Origin of the sequence: Qipengyuania sp., from assembly GCF_048550555.1 — a bacterium.
Lineage (GTDB): Bacteria > Pseudomonadota > Alphaproteobacteria > Sphingomonadales > Sphingomonadaceae > Qipengyuania.
Map to the genome: position 1 here is coordinate 1 of NZ_JBLYYF010000013.1, position 22,180 is coordinate 22,180.

A 22,180-nucleotide genomic window follows, 5' to 3' on the forward strand; every position below is an offset into this window, starting at 1 on the left:
TGGGCGGCGCCGGGGGCGCATTTGGGGGGGGGGCGGCCCCGGTCTGGGGTGCCGCCGGCCTGGGCCTAGAAGGTCGTGCGCAGGCTCATCGCAGCGTAGCGACCGATCGGATTGTAGGCGCCGCCGATCCCGTCGGTGCCGGGGAAGAAAGGTGGCGTTGCATCGAACAGGTCGTTGATCTGCAGGCCGAGCTCCGCACCCTCGAGGAAGCCTTCCTGCGGCAAGCGCACGGAGAGCCGCAGGTCGACCGTGGTGTAACCATCCGCCTTGTAGAGAGCGGAGCCGGTCGGCGTGGCATAGGATGCCGTCACGCCCGAGCGATGATTGACGAAGTTGATGAAGGTCACCGGACCGGCGGTGAAGCCCAGCGTGGTGCGCAGGGTTGCCCGCGGGACCCCCGCGTCGAGCGAGTTGCTCTCCGGTGAGGTCGGCGACAGGCGGTTCGAATAGTTGAGGATGTAGTTGCCTGCGACCCCGCCGAAGATCGAACCGAAGCTGACCGTCCGCCGGTAGTTGATGTCGAAATCGATGCCGTTGGTCTTGCGGACTCCGAAGTTGCCCTGGCGCAGGTCGAGGATGTTGCCGATCTGCGGGACGGCGTCGAAGGTGAAGAAGAACGGCACGGTATCCGCGATCGCATCGTTCACTTGCGCGGCGCTGGGATCGCGGATGACCCGCGTGGAGAAGGTGGGATCGCTGAACAGCAGTGTGCCCAGACCCGAAGGGGTGCCGATCACATTGTCGTACTTGATGTCGTAATAGGTCACGCTCGCGGTGAGATTGGGGGCGAACAACGGCCGCAGGTCGATGCCGGCGGACCAGGTGCGCGCGGTCTCAGGCTCGAGGTCCGCATTGCCGCCATACAGCAGGATGGTATTCACCTGTGCCGCCCCGCGCTCGGGGTCGCGCGCGCCGAAGGCATCGACCAGCGCGGCCGCGGAATAGTACGAACCGACCGTCGATCCGAGATCGCGCAGACCCGGTGCGCGGAACGAATGGCCGTAGCTGCCGCGCAGGTTCACCCCCTCGACCGGCTCCCAGGTAAGCCCGATCTTGGGATTGGTGGTCGATCCGAAATCGCTGTAGTGATCGTAGCGGCCCGACAACGACAGCGTCAGGCTCTGCGCCAGCGGCCCGGCATTATCGGGACCGACGATGGGCACGAACAGCTCGCCATAGACCGACTTCACGTTGCGCGAGAGATCTTCCGGAAATCCGACCCCGCCGCTCTGCCCGCGCTGCATGTAGGTTTCGCGGCGGTATTCGGCACCGACCGCGATCTTGAGTTCGCCGCCCGGCAGCTGCGCGAGCGGTCCGTCGACCTTCACCGCGCCGATGCGCGTGCGCTGGCGATTGGTGAAGGTGGTCGGGTTGTCGAGGATCGCGGCGACCACCGCCGGGGCGGTCTGGTAGCCGAACGGGTCGAGCGCGGTCGACGGCGTCGTCCCCGCGGCGGCGGCGGCAAGCGCAGTGGTGTCGATGCCCGGCTGAAGGGTATCGTTGCGCGACCAGTTGTAGGTTCCGTAGACGCTCGCCTGGAAATCGCCCGGCAGGGCGATGTCGACCCCCGCGGTCGCGTTGCCGGTGCGAACGCGGTAGGTCTGGTCGAAGTGATCGTCGCCGACCAGCCGATCAGGCCGGAAGTCGAAATAGCCGAACACCGAATTCGTGCCCGGCGGAGCGCGGAAATAGGGATTGGCCGCCGTTATCAGAACGAAGGTCTGCCCCGGAAGCGCAGCCTGCACGATGTCCCGGCGATCGGAATAGAGCACGTCCGCCCACAGGGTGACGCGATCGGACACGTCCTGCTGCGCGGATACGAGGCCCGAGTGGGTGCGGCTCTCGGGCAGCAGGTCGACCGGCCCGCGCGGATCGCACGTATTGATCCCCGGCGCGAGATCGGGCGCGGCGTAGATGGTGCCGGCGAACAGGTTGACGTTCGCATCGGGACAGACGGTCGAACGCGTGTCGATGCCCCCGACATCGCGGAAATCGAGCGAGCGGTAGTCGCGATCGGCACCCGTGATGTTGCTGTTCTGCTGGTACTGGTAGGCGAGCACGACCGAGCCCGTGTCCCAGTTCTGGCCGAATATCGCCCCTGCGTTCAGGGCGTCGTAGTCGTCCCCGAAGCCGTAGCGGAAATTGGCTTCGAGCCCGTCCACCCGCTTGCGGGTGATGAAGTTGATCACGCCGGCCACCGCTTCGGACCCGTAGATGGCCGAAGCGCCGTCGGCGACGATCTCGACTCGCTCGACCGCCAGTTCGGGGATCAGCGGATAGTCGGGGTTGGTCTGCTGCACGCTGCCGGAAATCAGGCGATGGCCGTTCATCAGCGGCAGCGTCGCGGCGGTCGGAAGGCCGCGCAGACCCGGAGCGAACGATCCGACCCCGCCATTGCTTACGCGCGGGGCGGTGTTGAAGCTGTTGAGCTGGGGTACTGTCGCGAGCAGTTCGGGCGTGCTCGCTGCGCCGATCCGCTCGACGTCTTCGCGCGTGACGGTGATCAGATCGGACCCGGTCGGCGGCACCCCGCGGATGCTCGTGCCGGTCACGACGATCACGCTTTCCGCAGCGCTGTCTTCTTCTGTGGCCTCTGTGTCGCTGGATCCGGCGTCACTCTGGTTCGCCTGCGCGTGGGCAAGGGCGGGCAGGCTCAGGATGGCTGCCGTCAGCGCAGACCGGCACAACAGACGTGCACGGCGCGGCATCGGAATCGACCTCATCGACATATTCTCTCTCCCATCGTGAAAGCGGACGTTGCCGCTGCCGGACTTTGTCGGCTTGATGTCATGCTTATGGTCTGACAGACCCGCGCGTAAGCGCAGGAGCGGACATCTCTGTGTCATCTGCGGACACGGTTAGGGGAGGGCCGGACAGGTTGACTATCTCGGGCCAAGCCGACGCCGAGGCGTCCATACCCAACGACCGCGTGGGATTTCCCACGCTGAACCAGCGCATTTTCGCGCCGTTCAAGATTGCAACGGTGATCGACACGGTCGCAGAGCGCGGAATCTCTGCTGAAACCGTGCTCGACAAGACCGGCCTGACGCCGGTCGAGGTGCGCGATCCGCACACGCTGACCTCAATCGGCCAGTACCTCACCGCGTGCGAGAACATCGTGGCGGCCGGCGCCGGCTTCGCGGATGCGTTCGCGATCGGGGCACGGCTGCACCTCTCCGCCTATGGCATGTATGGCTACGCGCTGATGTGTTCGCCCACGATGCGCGATTTCTTCGACTTCGCGGTCCGTTACCAGCCGCTCGCCACTCCGACGGTGCGGCTCCACTGGCGGGTCGAGGGCGATGTGGCGATCTGGCAGTTCCGCGAGATCTATCGCGACATGATGAGCGACGATGTCCGCACCTTCCTCGCTCGCCAGCAAATGAAGATGACCTTCACCCATATCCGCGACGCTGCGGGCACCGACAACCTGCCGATGCGCGCGCTGTTCGCGCTGCCTGAAGACGAGCACGCCGCGCAGGACGCCCGCGAGCTTTCGTGCGAATGCCTGTACGATCAAGAAGCCAATGAACTGCACTACCCTGCGGGTATCCTCGAAAGCACGCCAGAGCTGGGGAATCGCCTGACCCGGATCATGCTGGAGGAAACCTGCGAGCGGCTGATTGGACAGTCGCGCATTTCCTCCGGCCTTTCGGGCGAAGTCTATCAGTTGCTGCTGAGCGCGCCCGGCCAGTTCCCCTCGATGAAGGCAGTAGCCGCCCAATTGGGTCTGCAGGAGCGCACCCTGAGACGGCGTTTGGCAGCCGAGGATTCCACCTATGCCTCGATTGTCGACGAGGTGCGACGCAAGCTCGCGATCGAATACCTTCAGGCGACGCGAATGAGCGTGGAGGATGTCGCCTGGAAAGTCGGATTCAGTGACGGTGCGAACCTGCGCCGTGCCGTCCGCCGGTGGACGAACAAGACGGTCAACCAGATACGGGCGGAGAAATGACCCGTCCTGCGCCCCCGCCCTTGCCTGGCCGGCAGCGCATCTCCTTGACCTGAGCTGGCGCGCCACCTGGAGCTGGTGCCGGCAGCGGGAAAAACCGAACGACCGGCTGAAGGCCAGGCCTGTCAGAGCGACCTATACGCCCCTGTTGCGGCGAGCAACAGGTCCCAGAGACCCGCCAAATCCGCCGATCTTGCCTGGGGTTTCACGCGCTCTACACCTCACTTTCCCTTAACCATATCGTTCGATAGTCGGCGGATGGAACGCGACGCCGCGACATACACGATCTCGATGGCCGAGCGGGTCGGTGCTGGCCGCCTGTTTCGCAGCAGCTTGGCGATCGGCAATGACATCCAAAGTCGCCTCTACGCGCAGCTGCTGAACTCGCCGAGCGCGGCCCTGATGGGTTCGCTGTGTTCGCTGATCATCCTGACGACCGCGAATATTCGTTCACCGTCCACGGTGTTCACCGTGTTCACGGTCCTCGAGATTGCGGTTGCCCTTGCTCGCCTCCTCGAGTGGCAGCGGCGCCGGGCGCCGGAGGCCCGGGCAGCAACTATCGATGTGAGCTGGTCAGCCCTGCTCTCGATCCTGTGGTGCGGCCTGCAGGGGGCCTTGGCTTTCACCATCATGAGCGGCAGCGATCCGGTGCTCCAGGTTCTTTCCGCGACGACGGTCATGGCGCTGCTCGGGCCCGTGTGTTCGCGCAATTACGCTGCCCCCGCCTTCGCGATGCTCTTGCTCTTGCTTCTGGACCTCCCCTTCGTGGCCGGCGCTGTCGTGTCGGACCAACCATGGCTGTCGGTGATCGTCCTGCTCACGCCGCCTTTTGTTTTCGGCGCGCGCCAGATCATCAATACTTTTCACGAGACGCTCTCGAAGAGTCTGCTGGCCGAGGAAGAAAACCTCCAGCTGGCGCTCCACGACAGCCTGACCGGCATATACAATCGTCACGGGATGGATGAGCGACTGAGCCGACTGGTCGCCAGGCCAGGGCAGACGATGGCGATCGTCTCGCTCGATCTCGACGGCTTCAAGGGCATCAACGACGAATACGGTCATGGAGCGGGAGACTCCGTTCTCGTCGAAGTCGCGCGAAGGATCACGCTCGGAGCGGGAGAGAAGGGTATCGTCGCACGCATGGGCGGCGACGAGTTCATGGTCGTGGTTCGCGATTGCGATGTCGATCACGTACGCAGATTTGGCGAAGTGCTGGTCGAGGCAATCTGCGATGAGGAGTTCGCGATAGCTCCCGACATCGTGGTTCGGGTCGGGGCCAGCGCCGGGTTCGCCTGTCTGCCCGAAGACGCGCTGACCACACACGAGCTTCGCATCCGTGCCGACAGAGCGCTTTATGACGCCAAGGATGCGGGAAAGCGGACCTGCAGGCGCTATCGTGAGGCGGGGCGATCGATCGATCGCCCGGTCTGAATGAGGTCGCGATGCGGCTCCCTGGCTCCTAGCTCCGTTCGATCGGGCTGAGCGGCCACCAGGGGCCCTCCGGCCTTTCGGCCTTGTGCCGTCCGAGATCGCGCAGCCGGGCCATGAAGGCCGGCTTGAACATCTCGTCCTTCTTGAAGTTCTCGCCCACATCGCTGGAGAAAGTGTCGTAGCGATCGGCGCTGGTCAGCAGGATCCTGCCATAGGGATTGTTGAGCCGAAGTCCCGCGATCGCGCCGATCTCGCTCTCGTTGACGAGCAGGTCGTAGCCGCGCTGGCCGTTCTTGAGCGGGCCAGAGCTCGTGTTGAGCCGGTCGTCCTTCTTGCGCGCGGTGGGCCCGTTGCGCACGACATAGACCGTGGGTGCCTTGTCCTCGTATTCCTGCGCGAAGCTCGCCTGCTCCATGCTCGCCAGCGCCTTTCCGCCCCTGTGCGCCTTGGTCATCATCTCGCGCACTTCCCGGTCGACCGCCGCCATGGCGCGGTCGAAGAAGACCGACCGGCGGACGCCGCCGTCGTAGAGCGACAGCGCCTTGCCGTCGCTGCCCGCCACGCGCAGCTGCTGGTGGAAAACGGGCATGGCCGAAGAGGCCATGGTCGCCGCAGCCAGCGCCTCGGCCGCAGCGGACGGGGTTGGTGCGGCATTGACGAGTTCCTTCACCTCGGCATAGCGGAACACGCCACGCTCGGCTTCGACGAAGCCGACGAAGCCCTCGATGTTCGACTGACCGATCGCCTCGATCAGGCTCTCGTCGCCCCCGGGCATCAGCGCTTCGATGACCCGCCGGCGCAGCGGCTCGGTGCCCGCAGCCGAACCGAACAGCGGTACGCTGATCAGCCCGGTATTATGGACAACCTCGCTCTCGCTCTCAGGAGAATAGCCCCATACCAGCCTATCGAGCGCGAAGCGGCGCATGGCGGACGTCTGTTTCGGATCGAGCGCGACCATCAGCATCAGCGCCTGCAGCGAGCCGGTCGAAATGCCGGTGATGACACCGATGCCCGGCAGCGCGAGCTCGTCGGCGCTGTGGCGGCTCAATGTGTCGAACAGTCCGGCGCCATAGGCCCCCCACTGCCCCCCGCCCGAAAGCAGGAGCACGTTGCAGTCGGGCCGACCGGCATCGCCGCAGCTCTGCACCGCCTCGCGGATGGAGCACGACATGCGGTCGTCTAGCCGGCAGACCTCGGCATCGGGCACATCGGCCTGCACGTCGCGGATGAATGGGCCGACATCGCCATCGACGACGTGGGTATAGAAACCGTCGATCCGGAAGGTCAGCGCTCCGCGCCTGAAGACCGTAAAGGCAAAGAAAGCCAGCGCCACCACGCCCAGGATTCCGGCCGCGACGCCCCACAGGAAATTTTCCATCGACTCGTCCTCCCCCGGTCGAACCGGTAGGGACCCTGCGCGCAAAAGACTGGAATTTCAATCAGCCGTGTGCGCCGAACTCGTTCGCGATGGCGGTGGAGATGCGCAGACACAGCGCATGGGCCTGTTCGATCGGGTCGATATAGTTCGCCCGGATGGCGGCATAGCCCTCGCCCACGCCCACCGGATATTCGCCCGGCTCGTCGAGGGTGAAATCCTCCTTGCGCGGGAAGCTGGTGGGGAAGGCGCGGCGCAATTGCGCCAGCGCCTCGTCCACGCGCAGGGTGAAGACCATTTCGAGCACGTCGGTCCGGCTGATGTCGTTGGCGCGGCTGAAGGCAGGGACCGAGACGACCTTGAGGAACATGTGCTGCAGCAGCGCGAGGCGCACCGCCTGGAGCACGCCGATCGCGCGGCGCGTACTCTCGCGTTCGGGATGCGGATCGTCGTCGGGGACGAGATCGAACAGGCGATGCAGCTTCAAGGCGTCGACGCGCAACCGCGAGGCGAGCCGACGATAGACGCCGTTACGATCGTCCTTGATGAGATATTCGGCGAGCGCCTCGCAGGCCTCGGCAAGATGCTGTTCGGTTCCGCGATAGGGGCGGCTCGCCCAATAGGCGGAATTGAACAGTTCGCCGAAGGCGGCGACGGTCTTGATGCTGGCGAGCGCATTGGAGGCGCGGACCAGCCGCATGATCTGCCGCCCGCGCGGGCTCTCGGCGAGCAGCGCGCCGACTTCCTCGATCTGGCTTTCCGCCGCGCTGCCGACGCCGGCGATGATGTTCACGGGATAGCCCAATTGCTGGAGGATGGCATTGTGCGGGATCGCGCGGATTTGTCGCAGGCTCATCTCGCGATCGGCAGAAAGGTCGCTCTGGCGACGCGACTTGCGGCTGCCGGTTTCATTGAGCAGGCCGAGGCCGAAGGCAGTGATCGCGCGGCTGTAGGTGCGGCTTTCGAGATGGTCGCGCTGGTGTTCCTTGATCGCACGGTAGAAATCGAGGCTGATGTCGGTGCGGCGATAGAAGGGGTCTGTGGGCACATCGGGATCGGTATGCGCCGGACTGTGCGTGGCGATCTGCGTCAGCGTGGCAAGTGCGATGTCGGGCGTCGCGAAGAGCAGATAGCCGTCGCCGCCCTGGAAGCTCGCCTCGGGTTCGAGCCTGATGCCGGAGCGGGCGAAGCGACGCTGCGCCCAGGCGCTGAGCGCCCATTCGATACGATCGCCGAAGCTCGACGGATGCGCGCCGCGCCCCATGCCCTCGCCATGCGTGTTGAAGATCAGCGCCGAAACGTCGCCCAGCCCGTTGGCGGCCATCGCCTCTGCGAGGCGGCCCTGCAGGCGCTCGATCGCCAGGCTTGCGGGAATCTGCCCGACGAAGCGCCCCGCGTCGGAAAAGCCGGTCTGGATGGCGATGCGCCCGCGTTCCTTGGCGTAGGCCTGATAGTCGGGCTCGGCGAGCAGCAGGTCGAGGAACCGCCCGCCATGCTCGAGCGCGGTTTCGGTCTCGAACAGCGGCGAGACGTCAACCTTGCCGGCGATTCCGAAAGCGCGCGCGAAATAGAGCGCGGCAAGAACGGTCGCCGGCTGTTCGCATTCGGCCACGAGCATGCGGATCGGCGCGTCGCCATCCACATGCTTGAGGATCTGGTCCATGACGAGGAACTGGCGCACCGCGGTCGAGCTCTCGACCGCGAGGCTGGCGAAATTGGCGCTCTGCGGTTCGACTTCGGCGAGCAGTTCGCGCAGCGCGGCGATCGCGCCGCGGCTGGAGAGATCGATATCCGCCGCATCGCCCAGCCGGGCGCGGATCGCATTGTGCAATTGCTTGGCGTTCACGCGGAAATGGATCCAGCCCATGCCGAGCCCGTCGGCGCGCATCGCTGCGGCGAGTGTGCGCAGGGCGATGGCGCGCTCGGCTTCGCTTCCAGCCGCCTCGTCTTCGAGTTGGCCGATCAGCGGCGTGAGCGACAGCAGCTTGTCGGGATGGTCCGCGGTCAGGCGGTTGGCGGCGGTCGAGAGATCGGACGGGTCCGAGAGGTCGCCGGCGAATTCCTCCGCGCTGGCCTGGGCGCGCTGCTGGGCGCCGCGCAGCTTGTCGAGCAGGGCATGCGCGGGATCGATCGCCTCGAGCGAGGCGGCATAGCGCGCCAGGCGCTGCGCCTTCTCGGCAAGGCGGAAGGCGATCGAGGTGTACCAGGTGATGTCGGTCCGCCCGTCCATGTCGTAACCGACCCAGCTGGCGAAGCGGAAAGGCAGCGGCTTCAGTTCGGTCCAGCGGTCGGGAAAGGCGTCACGTGCGCGGCGCAGGACGCTGCCCACGATCCGGTCGCGCGCGTCCTGCGCGTTGACGAGCGCCGCCATGGCGCATTCGTGTTCGTAGCGGAGCGTGATCTCGGGCTTTTCGCCGGGTTCCTGCGTCGCGGCCTTGCCCCCGCCGGCGATTTCCTCGGCCACCACCGCGCTCTGCTGCGGCGACAGGAGGAAGGTGGGATGGGCGGTGAACACCGCATGCATGTGCGGCTGCTCCCAGAAGGCACGAAAGGCCTCGAAACCCTCGTCCGCCGCGGCGAGTTCCGACAGCCGCTCTTCCGCCGCATCGGGGCGGAGCAGATTGCGCAACCGCGCCGCGCGGGCGTCGAGCGATCGCGCTTCGAGTTCGTCGACCAGCCCGGCCAGCGCGGCGATGTCGAGCTCTCCGCTCTCGAGCTTGCGCGAAATGTCCAGCGAAAGCTGGAAGACGGGGTTGAATAGTGGTGTTTCGCGGGTCTGGCGGTGGAGCACGCGGAGCCGTTCGCTCAGGCTCGCCAGCGTCGGTTCGATTTTCGTCTCTGTCATCACTCTACCCTATGCCCCGCCAAGGTGTCGGTTCCGCGGCAAATGGGCCGAACTGTCAAGGCGACGGCGGGCCGGACGTCCGTGAATACGCATGCGGATGTCGCGTCGACGCAGATCGGCTGCGGGCTTCCTGCACTCTGGGGTGGACAGGCGCAGCCACAGCGGTCACCCCCGTCATCACACCAACTGCCCAGGCTTGCGAAAGACAGTACATGAGCGAATGGACCATCGGCATCATCGGAGGATCGGGGCTCTACGCCATCGATGCACTGGAGGATGCTCAGTGGATCCCGGTGCAATCGCCCTGGGGTGACGCATCGGACGAAATTCTGTGCGGCACCATCGGTCATGTCCGTGTGCGCTTCCTGCCGCGCCACGGGCGCGGGCACAGGATCGCGCCCTCGACGCTCAATGCGCGCGCGAATATCGACGCACTGAAGCGCGCCGGCTGCACCGACATCCTCGCGATCAGTGCGGTGGGTTCGCTCGCCGAGGACCTGCCGCCCGGCCGTTTCGTCACGGTCGACCAGTTCATCGACAACACCAGGGGGCGCCCCTCGAGCTTCTTCGGCGACGGTTTCGTCGCGCATGTCTCGATGGCGGATCCGGTGTGCGAGCGCCTCGCGAAACATGCGGCGAAGGCAGTCGTCAAGGCCGGCGGTGAATGTGCCGAAGGCGCAACCTATCTCGCTATGGAGGGGCCGCAGTTCTCCTCGCGCGCGGAGAGCCGCCTCTATCGCCACTGGGGGGCCGAGGTGATCGGGATGACCGGCATGCCCGAGGCCAAACTCGCGCGCGAAGCCGAGCTTCCCTACGCCCTGCTGGCGATGGTGACCGACTACGATTGCTGGCGCGACGAGGAAGAAGCGGTCGATGTCGCGCAGGTCGTCGCGCAGATGGACGCGAATTCGAAACTCGCGCGCAAGGCGGTCGAAGCCTTCTGCCGGGGCCTGCCCGAGAGGCGCACGCCCTCGCCGATCGACCGGGCGCTCGACGATGCCGTTATCACCGCGCCCGACAAGCACGACAAGGCGGTGCTCGCGAAGCTCGATGCCGTTGCCGGGCGGCTGTTCCGCCAGGGATGAGCGGCGTATACGATCTGCTCGTCGTCGGTGGCGGTATCAATGGCGCGGGGATCGCCCGCGATGCCGCGGGCCGCGGCATGAAGGTGCTGCTGGTCGAAAAGGACGACCTCGCCTCGCACACTTCCTCGGCCAGCACCAAGCTGATCCACGGCGGGCTGCGCTATCTCGAGCAATACGATTTCCGCCTCGTCGCCGAGAGCCTGCACGAACGCGAGGTGCTGCTCGCCGCCGCACCGCATATCATCCGCCCGCTGCGCTTCGTCCTGCCGCACGAGCCGAGCATGCGGCCCCGGTGGATGCTGAAGATCGGACTGATGCTTTACGACCGGCTGGGGGGTCGGCGCCGCAGCCTGCCGGGCTCGACGTCCATCGACCTGCGCAGGGCGCCGCACCGTTCGATCCTGCAGGATCGCTTCACCCACGGCTTCGAATATTCGGACTGCTGGGTCGAGGATGCGCGACTGGTGGTGCTGAGCGCCATGGATGCGGAGCATCGCGGGGCCACCATCCGCACGCGCTGCGAATGCATCGCGCTGGAACGCCACCAGGACCACTGGCGCGCGACGCTGCGCAGCGAGGCAGGTGAGGAGCAGGTGACCGCACGCGCCGTCGTCAACGCCGCCGGGCCCTTCGTCGACCGGGTGGCGCGGGTCGCTCTGGGCGTGGGAACGCCCGCGCATCTCCGGCTGGTCAAGGGCAGTCACATCATCGTGCGCCGCGCCTATCCGGGCGAGCATGCCTATATCTTCCAGCAACCCGACGGGCGCATCGTCTTCGCCATCCCCTACGAGCGCGACTACACACTGATCGGCACGACCGATCTTCGCTATGAAGGCGATCTCGACCACGTCGCGATCACGCCCGGAGAAACCGCCTATCTGTGCGACGCCGCCTCGCGCTATTTCGCGAGCGCGGTGAGCGCGGAAGAGATCGTCTCCAGCTATTCGGGCGTGCGACCGCTCTACGAAGACAATGCGAAAAGCAACTCGACCGTCACACGCGACTACGTCTTCGAGCTGGAGGCCGACGGCGGCGCGCCAATCCTGTCGGTCTACGGCGGCAAGCTGACCACCTATCGCCGGCTGGCCGAGCACGCGCTCGACCGACTGGCCAGGGCGATGCCCATCCCGGGCAAGCCGTGGACTGCGGGCGCCCCGCTTCCCGGTGGGAACCTCGATGGCGATTTCGCGGGTTTCCTGTGGCGGGCGCACGAACGCTGGCCGTGGATCCCCCCCGAAATGCTCCAGCGCCTCGCCCGGGCCTACGGCACGCGCATTGTCGATCTGCTGGGCGGTGCATCGGGCCTTTCCGAACTGGGCGAGGACTTCGGCGGCACGCTCTACGAGGCGGAAGTGCGCTATCTGGTGACCCATGAATATGCCCGTGCGCCCGAGGACGTGCTGTGGCGGCGCGGCAAGCTTGGACTGCATCTTGCGGCCGAGTCCCACCAGGCAGTCGCCGACTGGTTCGCCGCGCGCGCCTAGAAGACGTTACGGAACAAGCGGCTCTCACAAAGCTTGAAAGGGGACACACCCGGGTCCAAGGGGCCCGCAAATCCCATCCTGCCTACCGGAGTCGTATGGCCCTGCACGATCCAGCGCATCTGTCCCCCATTTCCCGCCAGACCTTACGCGAAGCCTATCGCGCGGAAGAGAACGCCTGCGTGGCCGAGCGCATGGCGCAGGCCGGCGGGGCGAGCGCGAAACACGAGGAAGCGGCGCGCATCGCCATCGGGCTGATCGAAGCCGCGCGCAAGCGCAAGGCGAGCGGGATCGACGCGTTCCTCCAGCAATACGGCCTCGCGACCGAAGAAGGCGTGGCGCTGATGTGCCTCGCCGAGGCGCTGCTGCGTGTACCCGATGCGGCCACCGCCGATGCGCTGATCCGCGACAAGATCGGCGACATCGACTGGGCCGAGCACATGGGCGAAAGCTCTTCGACCTTCGTCAACGCCGCGACCTTCTCGCTCATGCTCACGGGCGAGGTTCTCGAACGGCCCGAGGAAGCGCAGAAGGGCATGCGCCGCAGCCTCAAGAACGCCGTCACGCGACTGGGCGAGCCTGTCATCCGCCGGGCCACGCTGCAGGCGATGCGCATTCTCGGGGGACAGTTCGTCTACGGTCGCACGATCGAGGAATCGCTGAAGCGCGCGAAGCCCGAGCGCGCCAAGGGGCTCACGCACAGCTTCGACATGCTGGGCGAAGCCGCGATGACCTATGATGATGCCGAACGCTACCGGGTCAACTACCACAAGGCCATCGACCGCCTGGTCAAGGAAGCCAGCGGCGACGTCCGCACCTCGCCCGGGATCTCGGTGAAGCTGTCGGCGCTGCACCCGCGCTACACCTTCCTCCACGCCGATCTCGCGATCGGGGACCTGCTGCCGATCGTGCGCGACCTCGCCACCGCGGCGCGCGATGCCAACATCCACTTCACCATCGACGCCGAAGAAGCCGACCGGCTCGAACTGTCGATGGATCTGATCGAGGCGCTGGCACGCGACGACAGCCTGTTCACGCGCCCCGACGGAAGCCGCTGGGAAGGCTTCGGCCTCGCCATCCAGGCGTACCAGAAACGCGGCGTGCCAATGATCGACTGGGTCGCGCGCCTGGCGCGCAAACACGACCGCAGGTTCTTCGTCCGGCTGGTCAAGGGCGCCTATTGGGATACCGAGATCAAGCTGAGCCAGGTCGGCGGCTACACCGACTTCCCGGTCTTCACCCGCAAGCTCGGGACCGACGTCAGCTATCTCGCCTGCGCCGAGAAGATGCTGGCGGCCGACGACGCAATCTACCCCGCTTTCGCCACGCACAACGCCTATACAATCGGTGCGATCAAGGCGCTGGCCGGCCCCAAGCAGTTCGAGTTCCAGCGGCTCCACGGAATGGGCGAGGACGTCTACGGCGCGCTGGCCCAGATGGAGGGCAACCGGCCGACCAATGTGCGCATCTACGCGCCGACGGGAACGCACAAGGACCTGCTCGCCTATCTCGTGCGTCGCCTGCTCGAAAACGGGGCGAACAGCTCCTTCGTCAACCGCATGGCCGATGCCGATGTGCCGGCGGCCGACCTCGCGACCGATCCGGTGGCCGACATGGCTGCACTCGATCCCTATCGCAATCCGGCGATCCCGCTGCCGACCGACATCTTTCCCGACCGCCGCAATTCGGCCGGGGTCGACCTCAGCGACCCGCTGGTGCTCGAACCGCTGCAGGAACGGCTCGCCAGGCTGGAAGACCGCCACTGGATCGCCGAGCCGACCTTCAAGTCGGGGGCCGAGGGCGAGAGCGCGCCGATCAACAAGCCGCACGACCTCTCCGCCGAAGTCGGCACGCGCCGCGACACGCTCGATTTCGAAGTCGAGGAAGCGATCACCCGCGCACAGGCGATCCAGCCCGGCTGGGATCGCCTCGGCGGCGAAAAGCGCGCGGTCCTGCTCGAGGCTGCGGCCGATTTATTCGAGGAGCATACCGACGAGTTCCTCAGCCTGTGCCAGCGCGAGGCGGGCAAGACGCTGCTCGACGCGGTGCTCGAGCTGCGCGAGGCGGTCGATTTCCTGCGGTTCTACGCCAATGAAGCGCGGCGCCAGTTCACGCGGCCCATTATCCTGCCCGGCCCGACCGGCGAGGAAAACCGCCTGAGCCTCCATGGCCGCGGCGTCTTCGCCTGCATCAGCCCATGGAACTTCCCGCTGGCGATCTTCATCGGCACGCCGGCCGCCGCGCTCGCGGCGGGCAATACGGTGGTGGCCAAGCCCGCCGAGCAGACCCCGCTGATCGCCGCGCTCGCGGTACGGCTGTGCCACGAGGCGGGGATCCCCGAGGAAGCCTTCCAGCTGCTGCCCGGCGCGGGCGACGTGGGCGAGTTCATCACCTCCGATCCGCGCATCGCGGGCGTGGCCTTCACCGGCTCGACCCAGACCGCGCAGGCGATCAATCGCGGCCTCGCCTCGCGCGACGGCCCGATCGCCACGCTGATCGCCGAGACCGGCGGGCAGAACGCGATGATCGTCGATTCGACCGCGCTGCCCGAACAGGTCACGCGCGACGTCGTCGCCTCCGCCTTCCAGAGCGCGGGCCAGCGCTGCTCGGCACTGCGCGTGCTCTACATCCAGGACGACGTCTACGACGAGATGCTGCGGATGATCCGCGGCGGGTTCGAAGCGCTCACCATCGGCAATCCGGAAGAGCTTTCGACCGATGTCGGCCCGGTGATCGATCCCGACGCCAAGTCCTCGCTCGAACGCCACATCGCCCGGCGCAAGAAGGGTGGCCGCGCGGTCTGGCGCCGCCGCCTGCATCGCGGCGCCAATGCCGGCTGCTTCGTCGCCCCGACGATCATCGAGATCGATTCGATCCTCGACCTGAAGCGCGAGAATTTCGGCCCGATCCTGCATGTCGTGCGCTGGAAGGCCTCCGACCTCGAGCGTGTGATCGAGGACATCAACGCCACCGGCTTCGGCCTGACTATGGGCCTGCACAGCCGCAACGACGATGTCCGCGCCTTCGTCGAGGCACGCGCCACGGTCGGCAATTTCTACGTCAACCGCAACCAGATCGGCGCGGTGGTCGAAAGCCAGCCCTTCGGCGGCGAAGGCCTGTCGGGCACCGGCCCCAAGGCCGGCGGCCCGCACTATGTCCAGCGCTTCGCGACCGAACGCGTGGTGTGCATCGACACGACTGCCGCCGGGGGGAATGCGACGCTATTGGCGAGCTAGGGATTGAGGCATCTCAAGGTCTGAGCGCAGTCCTTCAATGAACTCGAAAAGCCCAGGATCGTCGTCGGGCACCCCGCTTGCCAGGATGGCCGCAACTTTCTCGCGAGCCTCATCGGGCCTGCCTGATCTCTGTAACGCCAAGGCGCGGTTCGATTCGATTAGGGCCCGGTTCGCGCCAGGGATTGCCACCGCGCGATCATAGGCATCAAATGCTTCGTCATATCGCGCTTGGTCGGACAGGTAATTACCCAGAAGATTTGCGTTGAGCCAACTTGTCGGGGCGACTTCAAGACCACTCTCGAGCACGGCAATTGCTTGGTCTTTGGCTCCATCCCGCGCCAAAGCCTGTGCCTCGACCTCAAACCCTCCTGAATGACGAAGGTCGTGCAAGTACCTGGCAATGGTCAGTGCCTTGGCTGTTTGCCCCTCCCTTACATACCCGAGGCCGCGATCCACTAGGCGCTCGGCTTGCCTGTGCGGATTCGTAGATTTGAAAAGTGAAGTCAGCCAACGCATTCCCGCCAAGTACCACAGGAGTGTCGGGACACCACCGTATGGGACGCCTGAATGTCATAAGGGGATATTCCCCGCACCAAGCTTGCCCCCGCCAGCCCAATCGGGAATCCCTCTCCCATGGCGATTCTTTCCGACAAGTGGATCCGCGACAAGGCGCAGAACGAGGGGATGATCGAGCCCTTCGTCGAGGCGCAGCGTCGCGAAGGGTGCATCTCCTACGGGCTGTCGAGCTTCGGCTACGACGCCCGGGTAGCGCCCGAGTTCAAGATCTTCACCAATGTCGACAGCGCGGTGGTCGACCCCAAGGACTTCGCCAGCAACAGCTTCGTCGACCGCGAAACCGACGTCTGCGTGATCCCGCCCAACAGCTTCGCGCTGGCGCGCACGGTCGAATATTTCCGCATCCCCGAAGACGTGCTCGTCATCTGCCTCGGCAAGAGCACCTATGCCCGCTGCGGGATCATCGTGAACGTCACCCCGCTGGAGCCGGGCTGGGAAGGCCATGTGACGCTGGAGTTTTCGAACACCACGCCGCTGCCCGCGCGGATCTACGCCAACGAGGGCGCGTGCCAGTTCCTCTTCCTCCAGGGGAACGAGCGGCCCGAAGTCACCTATGCCGACCGCGCGGGCAAGTACATGGGCCAGCGCGGCGTCACGTTGCCACGGCTGTGACCGCCAGGGAATGAGCGTGGGCCGCTTCCCCTTCTGGCGCGTGGTACCGGGCCAGCGAAGCGGCAGTTTCACCCTCCCCGTCATGCCCCCGGCGACCGCCGGGCCCGAGGGGGCACCGCATATCATGGGCGGGGTCGCGCTGGCGGCGATCGTCGATGCGATGGAACTCGACAGCGAGCTGCCGCTGCTGTGGGCGCAGGTGCAGTTCCTCGGCCCAACGCAGCATGCCGAGGAACTCGCCATCGAGGTCGAGCAATGCCGCGGCGGGCAGGCGGTGGCGCAATATGCCGCCTCCGCCAGCGTGAACGGGCGACCGACGCATCGGGCGAACGGTGCGCTCGGATCACGCGAGCCGAGCGAACAGACGCTGTTCGCCGCGATGCCCGAAGTGCCCGGCCCCGAGGAGTCGCTCGCGGTGGAAGGCAGCTGGTCCGCACCCGGAACGCTGCCCTACCAGTTCGACTACCGCGTCGCGATGCAGGACGAGGAGCGCGGGGTCCAGGCGCTCTGGACCCGCTCGCGCGCCAATTTCGCGGTGGATGCGGGCTGGCTGGCGATCATCTCCGACCTCTTCCTCGGTGCGCATCCGGCGACGCGGGGCGGATCGAGCCTCGATGCCATGTTCCGTTTCGTGCAGGGCTGCGATCCGGGCTGGGTTCTCTCCTTCATCGAACTGGCCGCCTTCGATCGCGGCGTGGTCCACGGCTCGGCCCGCCATTTCGCCGAGGACGGGCGGCTGCTCGCGATCTCGAGCCAGACCGGCGTGCTGCCGCGCATCCCGCGCGCGCCGTAACGGCTTTGACTCTCCCGCGCCCCACGCGCACACCTAGGCCCGAAGGAGAGAGATTCCATGGCTGACCGCGAGTTCGACATCATCGTCTATGGCGCCACCGGCTATACCGGCCGCCTCGTCGCCGAACATTTCGTGCGCGAATACGGCAATGCCGCCGATGGCCCCAAATGGGCGATGGCGGGGCGCAGCATGGACAAGCTCGAGGAGGTGCGCGACGCGATCGGCGCGCGGACATCGACGCCGCTGGTGGTCGCCGATGCCGACGATCCCGCCAGCCTCGAAGCGATGTGCCACCGCACCAGGGTCGTGCTGACCACGGTCGGCCCCTACCAGCTCTATGGCGACGAGCTGGTCGCCGCCTGCGCCAAGACCGGCACCGATTATGCCGACCTCTGCGGCGAACCCGCCTGGATGCGCGAGATGATCGATGCGCACCACGAGCAAGCGAAGGCGAGCGGTGCGCGGATCTGCTTCTCGAGCGGCTTCGATTCGATCCCCTTCGATCTGGGCGTGCTGATGCTGCAGCAGGAGGCAGTGGCGCGGCACGGCTCGCCCGCCCCGCGCGTGAAAGGCCGCGTCCGTTCGATGCAGGGCACCTTTTCGGGCGGCACCGCGGCGAGCCTCACCGCGACGATGAAGGCGGCGGCGAAGAACCCCGGCATCATCAAGGTGCTCAACAATCCCTTCGGGCTGACGCCCGGTTTCGAGGGCCCCGACCAGCCGAGCGGGATGATCCCCCACTATGAGGACGAGCTCGGCAAATGGGCCGCGCCCTTCATCATGGCGACGATCAATGTGAAGAACGTCCACCGCACCAATTTTCTGCGCGGGCACCCCTATGGCGCGGATTTCCGCTACGACGAAATGATGCTCACCAGCCCGGGCGAGGCGGGCAAGGCCGCCGCCAACGCGGTAATGGACATGCTCAAGAACCCGTTCGGCGCCAAGCCGCCCAAGCCGGGCGAGGGACCGAGCAAGCAAGAGCGCGAGAACGGGCATTACGACGTGCTCTTCGTCGGCGAATGGCCCGACGGCACGCGGCTGCACTACGGCGTGAAGGGCCGCTACGATCCGGGCTATGGCTCGACCAGCCGGATGCTCGCGGAAACCGGCCTGGCCCTGCTCGACAGCAAGGCCGAAGGCGGAGTGGGGACGCCGGGCGCCTTCCTCGGCGAAGCGCTGGTCGAGCGGCTGCGCGATCATGCCGAGATCGCGTTCTCGGTCGAAGAATAGGGAACGCCTGCCCGCCGAAGCGATTCAAGAGGGACACAGGGGAGAGAAATCAATGGCTGCCATCGCTGCACTCGTCGGGCGCATCCTGCTCGGCGCGCTGTTCGTCTTCGCCGGCCTCGGCAAGGTCATGGATCCCGCGAGCACCGCCGCCTACATGGAAGCCGAATCGCCCTTCCCCGGCAGCCTTGCGCTGGCGGTGGGCGCGTTCGAAATCGTCGCCGGGCTGGTGCTCGCCAGCGGCTTCATGACCCGCATCGCCAGCCTGGCGCTGGCCGGTTTCACCGTTCTGGCGACGCTGTTCTTCCACGAGAAGGTCACCGACCCCATGCAGGCGGCGATGGCGCTCAAGAACGTCGCCATCACCGGCGGGCTGCTGATGGTCTTCGCCTACGGCCAGCTGCGCGGACGGATCGGCGAGATCGACGAGCGCGCCAAGCGGCTCGACGCCGAGGTCAAGGCCGCGCACGCCGAGGGCAAGGCCGAGGGACTGGCCGCCGCGCCGACCACAACCACCGTGGTCGACCGCGATGGCGACGGCCACCCCGGCTGAGGCGTCAGAAGTTGACCCGGGCGCTGACCCTGATGTCGCGCCCGGCGAGCGGGGCGTAATCCTTGAGGAAGGACGTGGCGCGGCGCGCGTCGACGTCGAAAATGTTGTTTGCCGAGAGTGCGAAGCTGAGCGGCCGGTCTTCGCCCCACGGGCGCCAGGTAACCTCGGCATTGACCAGCGTATAGCCATCGGTCGGCGTTTCGAGCGGCGCGGTGCGCGTCTGGCCGTCGACCCATTCGACTTCCGCCCGGGCGTCGAACTTCATGCCTTCGAGCCCGATCCCGCCGAGCAGGCGCAGCGGCGGGATGCGCGGCGCGGGGCCATAGTCGAGGATCGTCGCATGGGTGTAGTCGGCAAGCGCATCGGCGACGATGTCCGCCCCGCCGATCCGCGCCAGCGTCAGCGTGCCCTGCAGCTCGAAGCCGTAGTAGCGCGCGTCGCCCTGCGTTCCCTGATAGACCGGCAGGCCATCCTCGATCGCTCCGGTGCGGCGTTCGTAGATATAGTCCGAAAACCAGGTGTGATAGGCCGAGGCTTCGAAAGTATAGCCATTGCCCCGTCCACGGAGCACCGCCTCGACGCTGGTCGCCTTCTCGACCGCGAAATCGGGATTGCCGATCTCGAACGACTGCGTGCCCGCGTGTGGACCGTTGGCGAACAGCTCCTCGGCGCTCGGAGCGCGACCGGTGCGCGCCACGTTGAAGCCGAGGCGCCAGTCGCCGGCGAAGTTCCATGTGCCCCCGACCGAAGCCGAAACCGTGTCGAAGCTGCGGCTGCCGGCAAAGAACTGCGGCTGGTCGGTGCCGGGATGCGCGCTCACGCCCTGGTGGTCGAAGCGAGCCCCGCCCTCGATCTTGACCGCGCCGAGGTCGAACTGCTGCACCGTGAAAAAGCCGAAGGTGGCGGTCGAGTTCTTCGGCAGGAAGGCTTCCTCGCCGATCACGTTGAAATCGCGGAACGAGTATTGCGCCCCGGTCGCCCCGCTCCACGCGCCACGCCGCGCCTGCGTCAGTTCGAGCCGCGCCTCCTGGCCCTTGTTGAGGAAGGTGGTGCCCACGGCGCCATCCTCCTCGAGTTCGGAATGCACGTAATCGGCATAGGCCCAGCGCAGACGGATCTTCTCGAAGATCCCGCCCGCGGGATCGATCTCGGCGCGCGCGTCGAGCCGGTCTTGCGCCAGGGTAATGCGCGGGGCTTCCTGCTCCTCGCCCGGCAGCGTCGCGAAGCGCAGCGGCACGCCGTAGAGCGAATCGAGATGGCTGTAGGCGACGCCGATGCTGCCGCCCTCGTCGATATAGGCCGCGCCGACACCGGCGCTCCAGGTCTCGGCGGCGGTATTGGGCAGTGTGCCGCGCACCGCGGCGTTTTCGGCATAGAGCGCATCGCCCGTCGCCGCGGCGGTCGCGAGTGCCTGCGCGCGCAGTGCCGGGGTCAGCGCATAGCCGCCGATGGCGAGGTCGTCGCTTTTCGAATAGCTGCCGTCGGCATGGAGCACGACCTTGCCGGCGACGGGCACGTCTACCGTCCCCGAGGCCGAGCGCTGGTTGGCGGCGGTGGCATAGTCGAAATCGGCGGCGACATGGACCGGTTCGTCGGGCACGCTGTTGGGCACGCGGCGGTCGATCACATTGACCACGCCGCCCACGACCGAGGGCGAATAGAGCAGCGCCTGCGGGCCGCGCAGCACCTCGATGCGCTCGGCGAGCAACGGGTCCACCGCGCTGGCATGGTCGGCCGAGGTGTTCGACACGTCGATCGTGCCGAGCCCGTTGGTGAGGATGCTGACGCGCTCGCCCTGCAGCCCGCGCAGGATCGGGCGCGAGGCGGTCGGGCCGAAGGAACTGGCCGAGACGCCAGGCAAATGCGCCAGCGTTTCGCCGATCGAGGGCCGCACGGCATTGGCGAGGTCTTCCTGCGACAGCACGCCGATCGCCGAGAGCATGTCCTGCCGGTTGGTCTGGAGCACGCCGGTGACGATGATCTCGTTCGACACGGACGCATGCGAGTCCGGATCGTCCGCGGTGGTGCGGGCATCCTCCTGCGGAGGCGGACTGGCCCCGGCCTGCTGTGCCATCGCGGGCTGCGCGACGGTCAGGGTGGCGACGGAAATCGATGCGAGAAGCGCGGCGCGCCCAAACTTATGATACAACATATCGCCGCCGGTTAGCGGTCCCGCGCTGCGATGCAACAACGAAATCTGCCAACGGCAGAAAACGCCTGACGAATCGTGCGCAGCGCAGGGCAGGACGAGGACTCGTCTCAGTCCTCCGCGGCTTGCGCACCGGCTTCGCGCTCGGCCGCGAGGCGCGCGATGTCGGCATCGGTGGCGGGACGAGCCGGATAGGCGCAGCCGCGCTGGGCCCCGACTCCCTTCAGAAAACCCCGCCGAGTAAGGCCCGCACGGATCGCGGTTTCGAGCCGGTCCTGCGCCTTGCGCGCGCCCGACACCTCGCGGATCAGGCCGCGAAAGGGAATCAGCGATGTGACCGCCACCTTGCCCACCGCGCCCGCGCCGAGACCGCCCGTTGCCTCCTCTGGAAGATCGAAATCGTCACCCAGGATGATGTCGAACCGCTCGACTTCGGCGATCAGCGCGCTGCAACTCGCGAGCCCGGCAAGGTCGTACGGGTCGATAACCGCACGGCCGAGCAGTTCGGGAATCTCGCCTTTCCTGAGATTGAGATCGGTCAGCGGTGTGGCGACCACGTCCGCCGCATCGGGATTCCGGTCGGTTATCGGCCTGTCCTGTCCCCAGGCCGGCGCACCCAGCGCCACCGCCACACCCATAACCCCCGCAACAACCAGTCCACGCATCGGCCCCTCCCGAAGCGACCCGCGACGAGGTTAGGACGTGACGCGACACCGCGCAAATCCGCACGGACATCAGCAAATGGGAGTTTCGTCGCTGGGAGGAAAAATGGAGCGGGCGAGGCGATTCGAACGCCCGACCCCAACCTTGGCAAGGTTGTGCTCTACCCCTGAGCTACGCCCGCTCACTGGCGCTACCGGAA

Annotated in this window: 15 protein-coding genes and 1 tRNA gene; 9 read left to right on the forward strand and 7 right to left on the reverse strand. The window is 66.5% G+C overall.

All coding sequences use genetic code 11. From position 1 onward, the window contains the following. Window positions 1-65 precede the first annotated feature (65 nt). The gene (locus tag ACN4E0_RS02335) at window positions 66-2,729 is read right to left on the reverse strand and encodes a TonB-dependent receptor plug domain-containing protein (protein WP_419565147.1); all 2,664 of its coding nucleotides are present in this window, start codon (window positions 2,727-2,729) and stop codon (window positions 66-68) included. A gap of 110 nt (window positions 2,730-2,839) precedes the next feature. Between ACN4E0_RS02335 and ACN4E0_RS02340 the strand changes: the two genes are divergently transcribed. Next, entirely contained in the window at window positions 2,840-3,955 is a 1,116-nt protein-coding gene (locus ACN4E0_RS02340) for an AraC family transcriptional regulator ligand-binding domain-containing protein (protein WP_419565149.1), read from the forward strand. A 75-nt stretch (window positions 3,956-4,030) separates the two neighbouring features. Next, window positions 4,031-5,383: a GGDEF domain-containing protein gene (locus ACN4E0_RS02345; protein ID WP_419565151.1), complete on the forward strand. Its 1,353-nt coding sequence runs from the start codon at window positions 4,031-4,033 to the stop codon at window positions 5,381-5,383. 28 nt (window positions 5,384-5,411) lie between these two features. On the opposite strand, the gene ACN4E0_RS02350 is transcribed toward ACN4E0_RS02345, so the two are convergent. Both ACN4E0_RS02350 and ACN4E0_RS02355 read right to left on the reverse strand, forming a co-directional pair. Then, window positions 5,412-6,761: a patatin-like phospholipase family protein gene (locus ACN4E0_RS02350; protein WP_419565153.1), complete on the reverse strand. Its 1,350-nt coding sequence runs from the start codon at window positions 6,759-6,761 to the stop codon at window positions 5,412-5,414. Window positions 6,762-6,822: 61 nt separating this feature from the next. Then, on the reverse strand, window positions 6,823-9,603 hold the full coding sequence (locus tag ACN4E0_RS02355) for a phosphoenolpyruvate carboxylase (RefSeq protein ID WP_419565155.1): 2,781 nt from the start codon (window positions 9,601-9,603) through the stop codon (window positions 6,823-6,825). 212 nt (window positions 9,604-9,815) lie between these two features. Here ACN4E0_RS02355 and mtnP point away from each other — a divergent pair, with 212 nt between their 5' ends. The 3 genes from mtnP (at window position 9,816) to putA (ending at window position 15,405) form a co-directional block, all read left to right on the forward strand. Continuing rightward, window positions 9,816-10,688: an S-methyl-5'-thioadenosine phosphorylase gene (gene mtnP / locus ACN4E0_RS02360; RefSeq protein ID WP_419565157.1), complete on the forward strand. Its 873-nt coding sequence runs from the start codon at window positions 9,816-9,818 to the stop codon at window positions 10,686-10,688. Then, window positions 10,685-12,172: a glycerol-3-phosphate dehydrogenase gene (gene glpD, locus ACN4E0_RS02365; RefSeq protein WP_419565160.1), complete on the forward strand. Its 1,488-nt coding sequence runs from the start codon at window positions 10,685-10,687 to the stop codon at window positions 12,170-12,172. Before mtnP ends, glpD begins: the two co-directional genes overlap by 4 nt. 95 nt (window positions 12,173-12,267) lie before the next feature. Then, on the forward strand, window positions 12,268-15,405 hold the full coding sequence (gene putA / locus ACN4E0_RS02370) for a bifunctional proline dehydrogenase/L-glutamate gamma-semialdehyde dehydrogenase PutA (RefSeq protein ID WP_419565162.1): 3,138 nt from the start codon (window positions 12,268-12,270) through the stop codon (window positions 15,403-15,405). Here the strand turns inward: putA and ACN4E0_RS02375 are convergent. Next, complete coding sequence (locus ACN4E0_RS02375) at window positions 15,391-15,921, reverse strand: hypothetical protein (RefSeq protein WP_419565164.1); 531 nt, start codon at window positions 15,919-15,921, stop codon at window positions 15,391-15,393. The two genes, putA and ACN4E0_RS02375, sit on opposite strands and share 15 nt — an antisense overlap. A 117-nt stretch (window positions 15,922-16,038) precedes the next feature. Here ACN4E0_RS02375 and dcd point away from each other — a divergent pair, with 117 nt between their 5' ends. The 4 genes from dcd to ACN4E0_RS02395 are packed head-to-tail and all read left to right on the forward strand — an operon-like array spanning window position 16,039 to window position 19,169. Then, window positions 16,039-16,593, forward strand: coding sequence for a dCTP deaminase (gene dcd, locus ACN4E0_RS02380; RefSeq protein ID WP_419565165.1), 555 nt, complete (start codon window positions 16,039-16,041; stop codon window positions 16,591-16,593). Window positions 16,594-16,609: 16 nt separating this feature from the next. Then, a complete protein-coding gene (locus ACN4E0_RS02385; RefSeq protein WP_419565167.1) occupies window positions 16,610-17,386 on the forward strand; it encodes an acyl-CoA thioesterase in 777 nt (258 codons plus the stop codon). A gap of 57 nt (window positions 17,387-17,443) precedes the next feature. Further along, window positions 17,444-18,619, forward strand: a complete 1,176-nt coding sequence (locus ACN4E0_RS02390) for a saccharopine dehydrogenase family protein (RefSeq protein WP_419565169.1) — start codon at window positions 17,444-17,446, stop codon at window positions 18,617-18,619. Window positions 18,620-18,671: 52 nt separating this feature from the next. Next, complete coding sequence (locus ACN4E0_RS02395) at window positions 18,672-19,169, forward strand: DoxX family protein (RefSeq protein ID WP_419565171.1); 498 nt, start codon at window positions 18,672-18,674, stop codon at window positions 19,167-19,169. A 4-nt stretch (window positions 19,170-19,173) separates the two neighbouring features. On the opposite strand, the gene ACN4E0_RS02400 is transcribed toward ACN4E0_RS02395, so the two are convergent. From ACN4E0_RS02400 to ACN4E0_RS02410, 3 genes are all read right to left on the reverse strand, one after another. Then, window positions 19,174-21,243 (reverse strand): TonB-dependent receptor, encoded by a 2,070-nt coding sequence (locus tag ACN4E0_RS02400; protein ID WP_419565173.1) that lies wholly within the window; start codon window positions 21,241-21,243, stop codon window positions 19,174-19,176. A 185-nt stretch (window positions 21,244-21,428) separates the two neighbouring features. Next, complete coding sequence (locus ACN4E0_RS02405; protein WP_419565175.1) at window positions 21,429-21,983, reverse strand: hypothetical protein; 555 nt, start codon at window positions 21,981-21,983, stop codon at window positions 21,429-21,431. 104 nt (window positions 21,984-22,087) lie between these two features. Continuing rightward, window positions 22,088-22,162: transfer RNA gene (locus tag ACN4E0_RS02410), tRNA-Gly, on the reverse strand. Window positions 22,163-22,180: the final 18 nt, after the last annotated feature.

What these genes read in the sequence shown, in the direction of transcription:
- ACN4E0_RS02355 (WP_419565155.1), bottom strand. Translation starts at nt 9,603, where the DNA reads ATGACAGAGACGAAAATCGAACCGACGCTGGCGAGCCTGAGCGAACGG.
- ACN4E0_RS02390 (WP_419565169.1), top strand. Translation starts at nt 17,444, where the DNA reads ATGGCTGACCGCGAGTTCGACATCATCGTCTATGGCGCCACCGGCTAT.
- ACN4E0_RS02375 (WP_419565164.1), bottom strand. Translation starts at nt 15,921, where the DNA reads ATGCGTTGGCTGACTTCACTTTTCAAATCTACGAATCCGCACAGGCAA.
- dcd (WP_419565165.1), top strand. Translation starts at nt 16,039, where the DNA reads ATGGCGATTCTTTCCGACAAGTGGATCCGCGACAAGGCGCAGAACGAG.
- ACN4E0_RS02335 (WP_419565147.1), bottom strand. Translation starts at nt 2,729, where the DNA reads ATGTCGATGAGGTCGATTCCGATGCCGCGCCGTGCACGTCTGTTGTGC.
- mtnP (WP_419565157.1), top strand. Translation starts at nt 9,816, where the DNA reads ATGAGCGAATGGACCATCGGCATCATCGGAGGATCGGGGCTCTACGCC.
- putA (WP_419565162.1), top strand. Translation starts at nt 12,268, where the DNA reads ATGGCCCTGCACGATCCAGCGCATCTGTCCCCCATTTCCCGCCAGACC.
- ACN4E0_RS02350 (WP_419565153.1), bottom strand. Translation starts at nt 6,761, where the DNA reads ATGGAAAATTTCCTGTGGGGCGTCGCGGCCGGAATCCTGGGCGTGGTG.
- ACN4E0_RS02400 (WP_419565173.1), bottom strand. Translation starts at nt 21,243, where the DNA reads ATGGCACAGCAGGCCGGGGCCAGTCCGCCTCCGCAGGAGGATGCCCGC.
- glpD (WP_419565160.1), top strand. Translation starts at nt 10,685, where the DNA reads ATGAGCGGCGTATACGATCTGCTCGTCGTCGGTGGCGGTATCAATGGC.
- ACN4E0_RS02405 (WP_419565175.1), bottom strand. Translation starts at nt 21,983, where the DNA reads ATGCGTGGACTGGTTGTTGCGGGGGTTATGGGTGTGGCGGTGGCGCTG.
- ACN4E0_RS02395 (WP_419565171.1), top strand. Translation starts at nt 18,672, where the DNA reads ATGGCTGCCATCGCTGCACTCGTCGGGCGCATCCTGCTCGGCGCGCTG.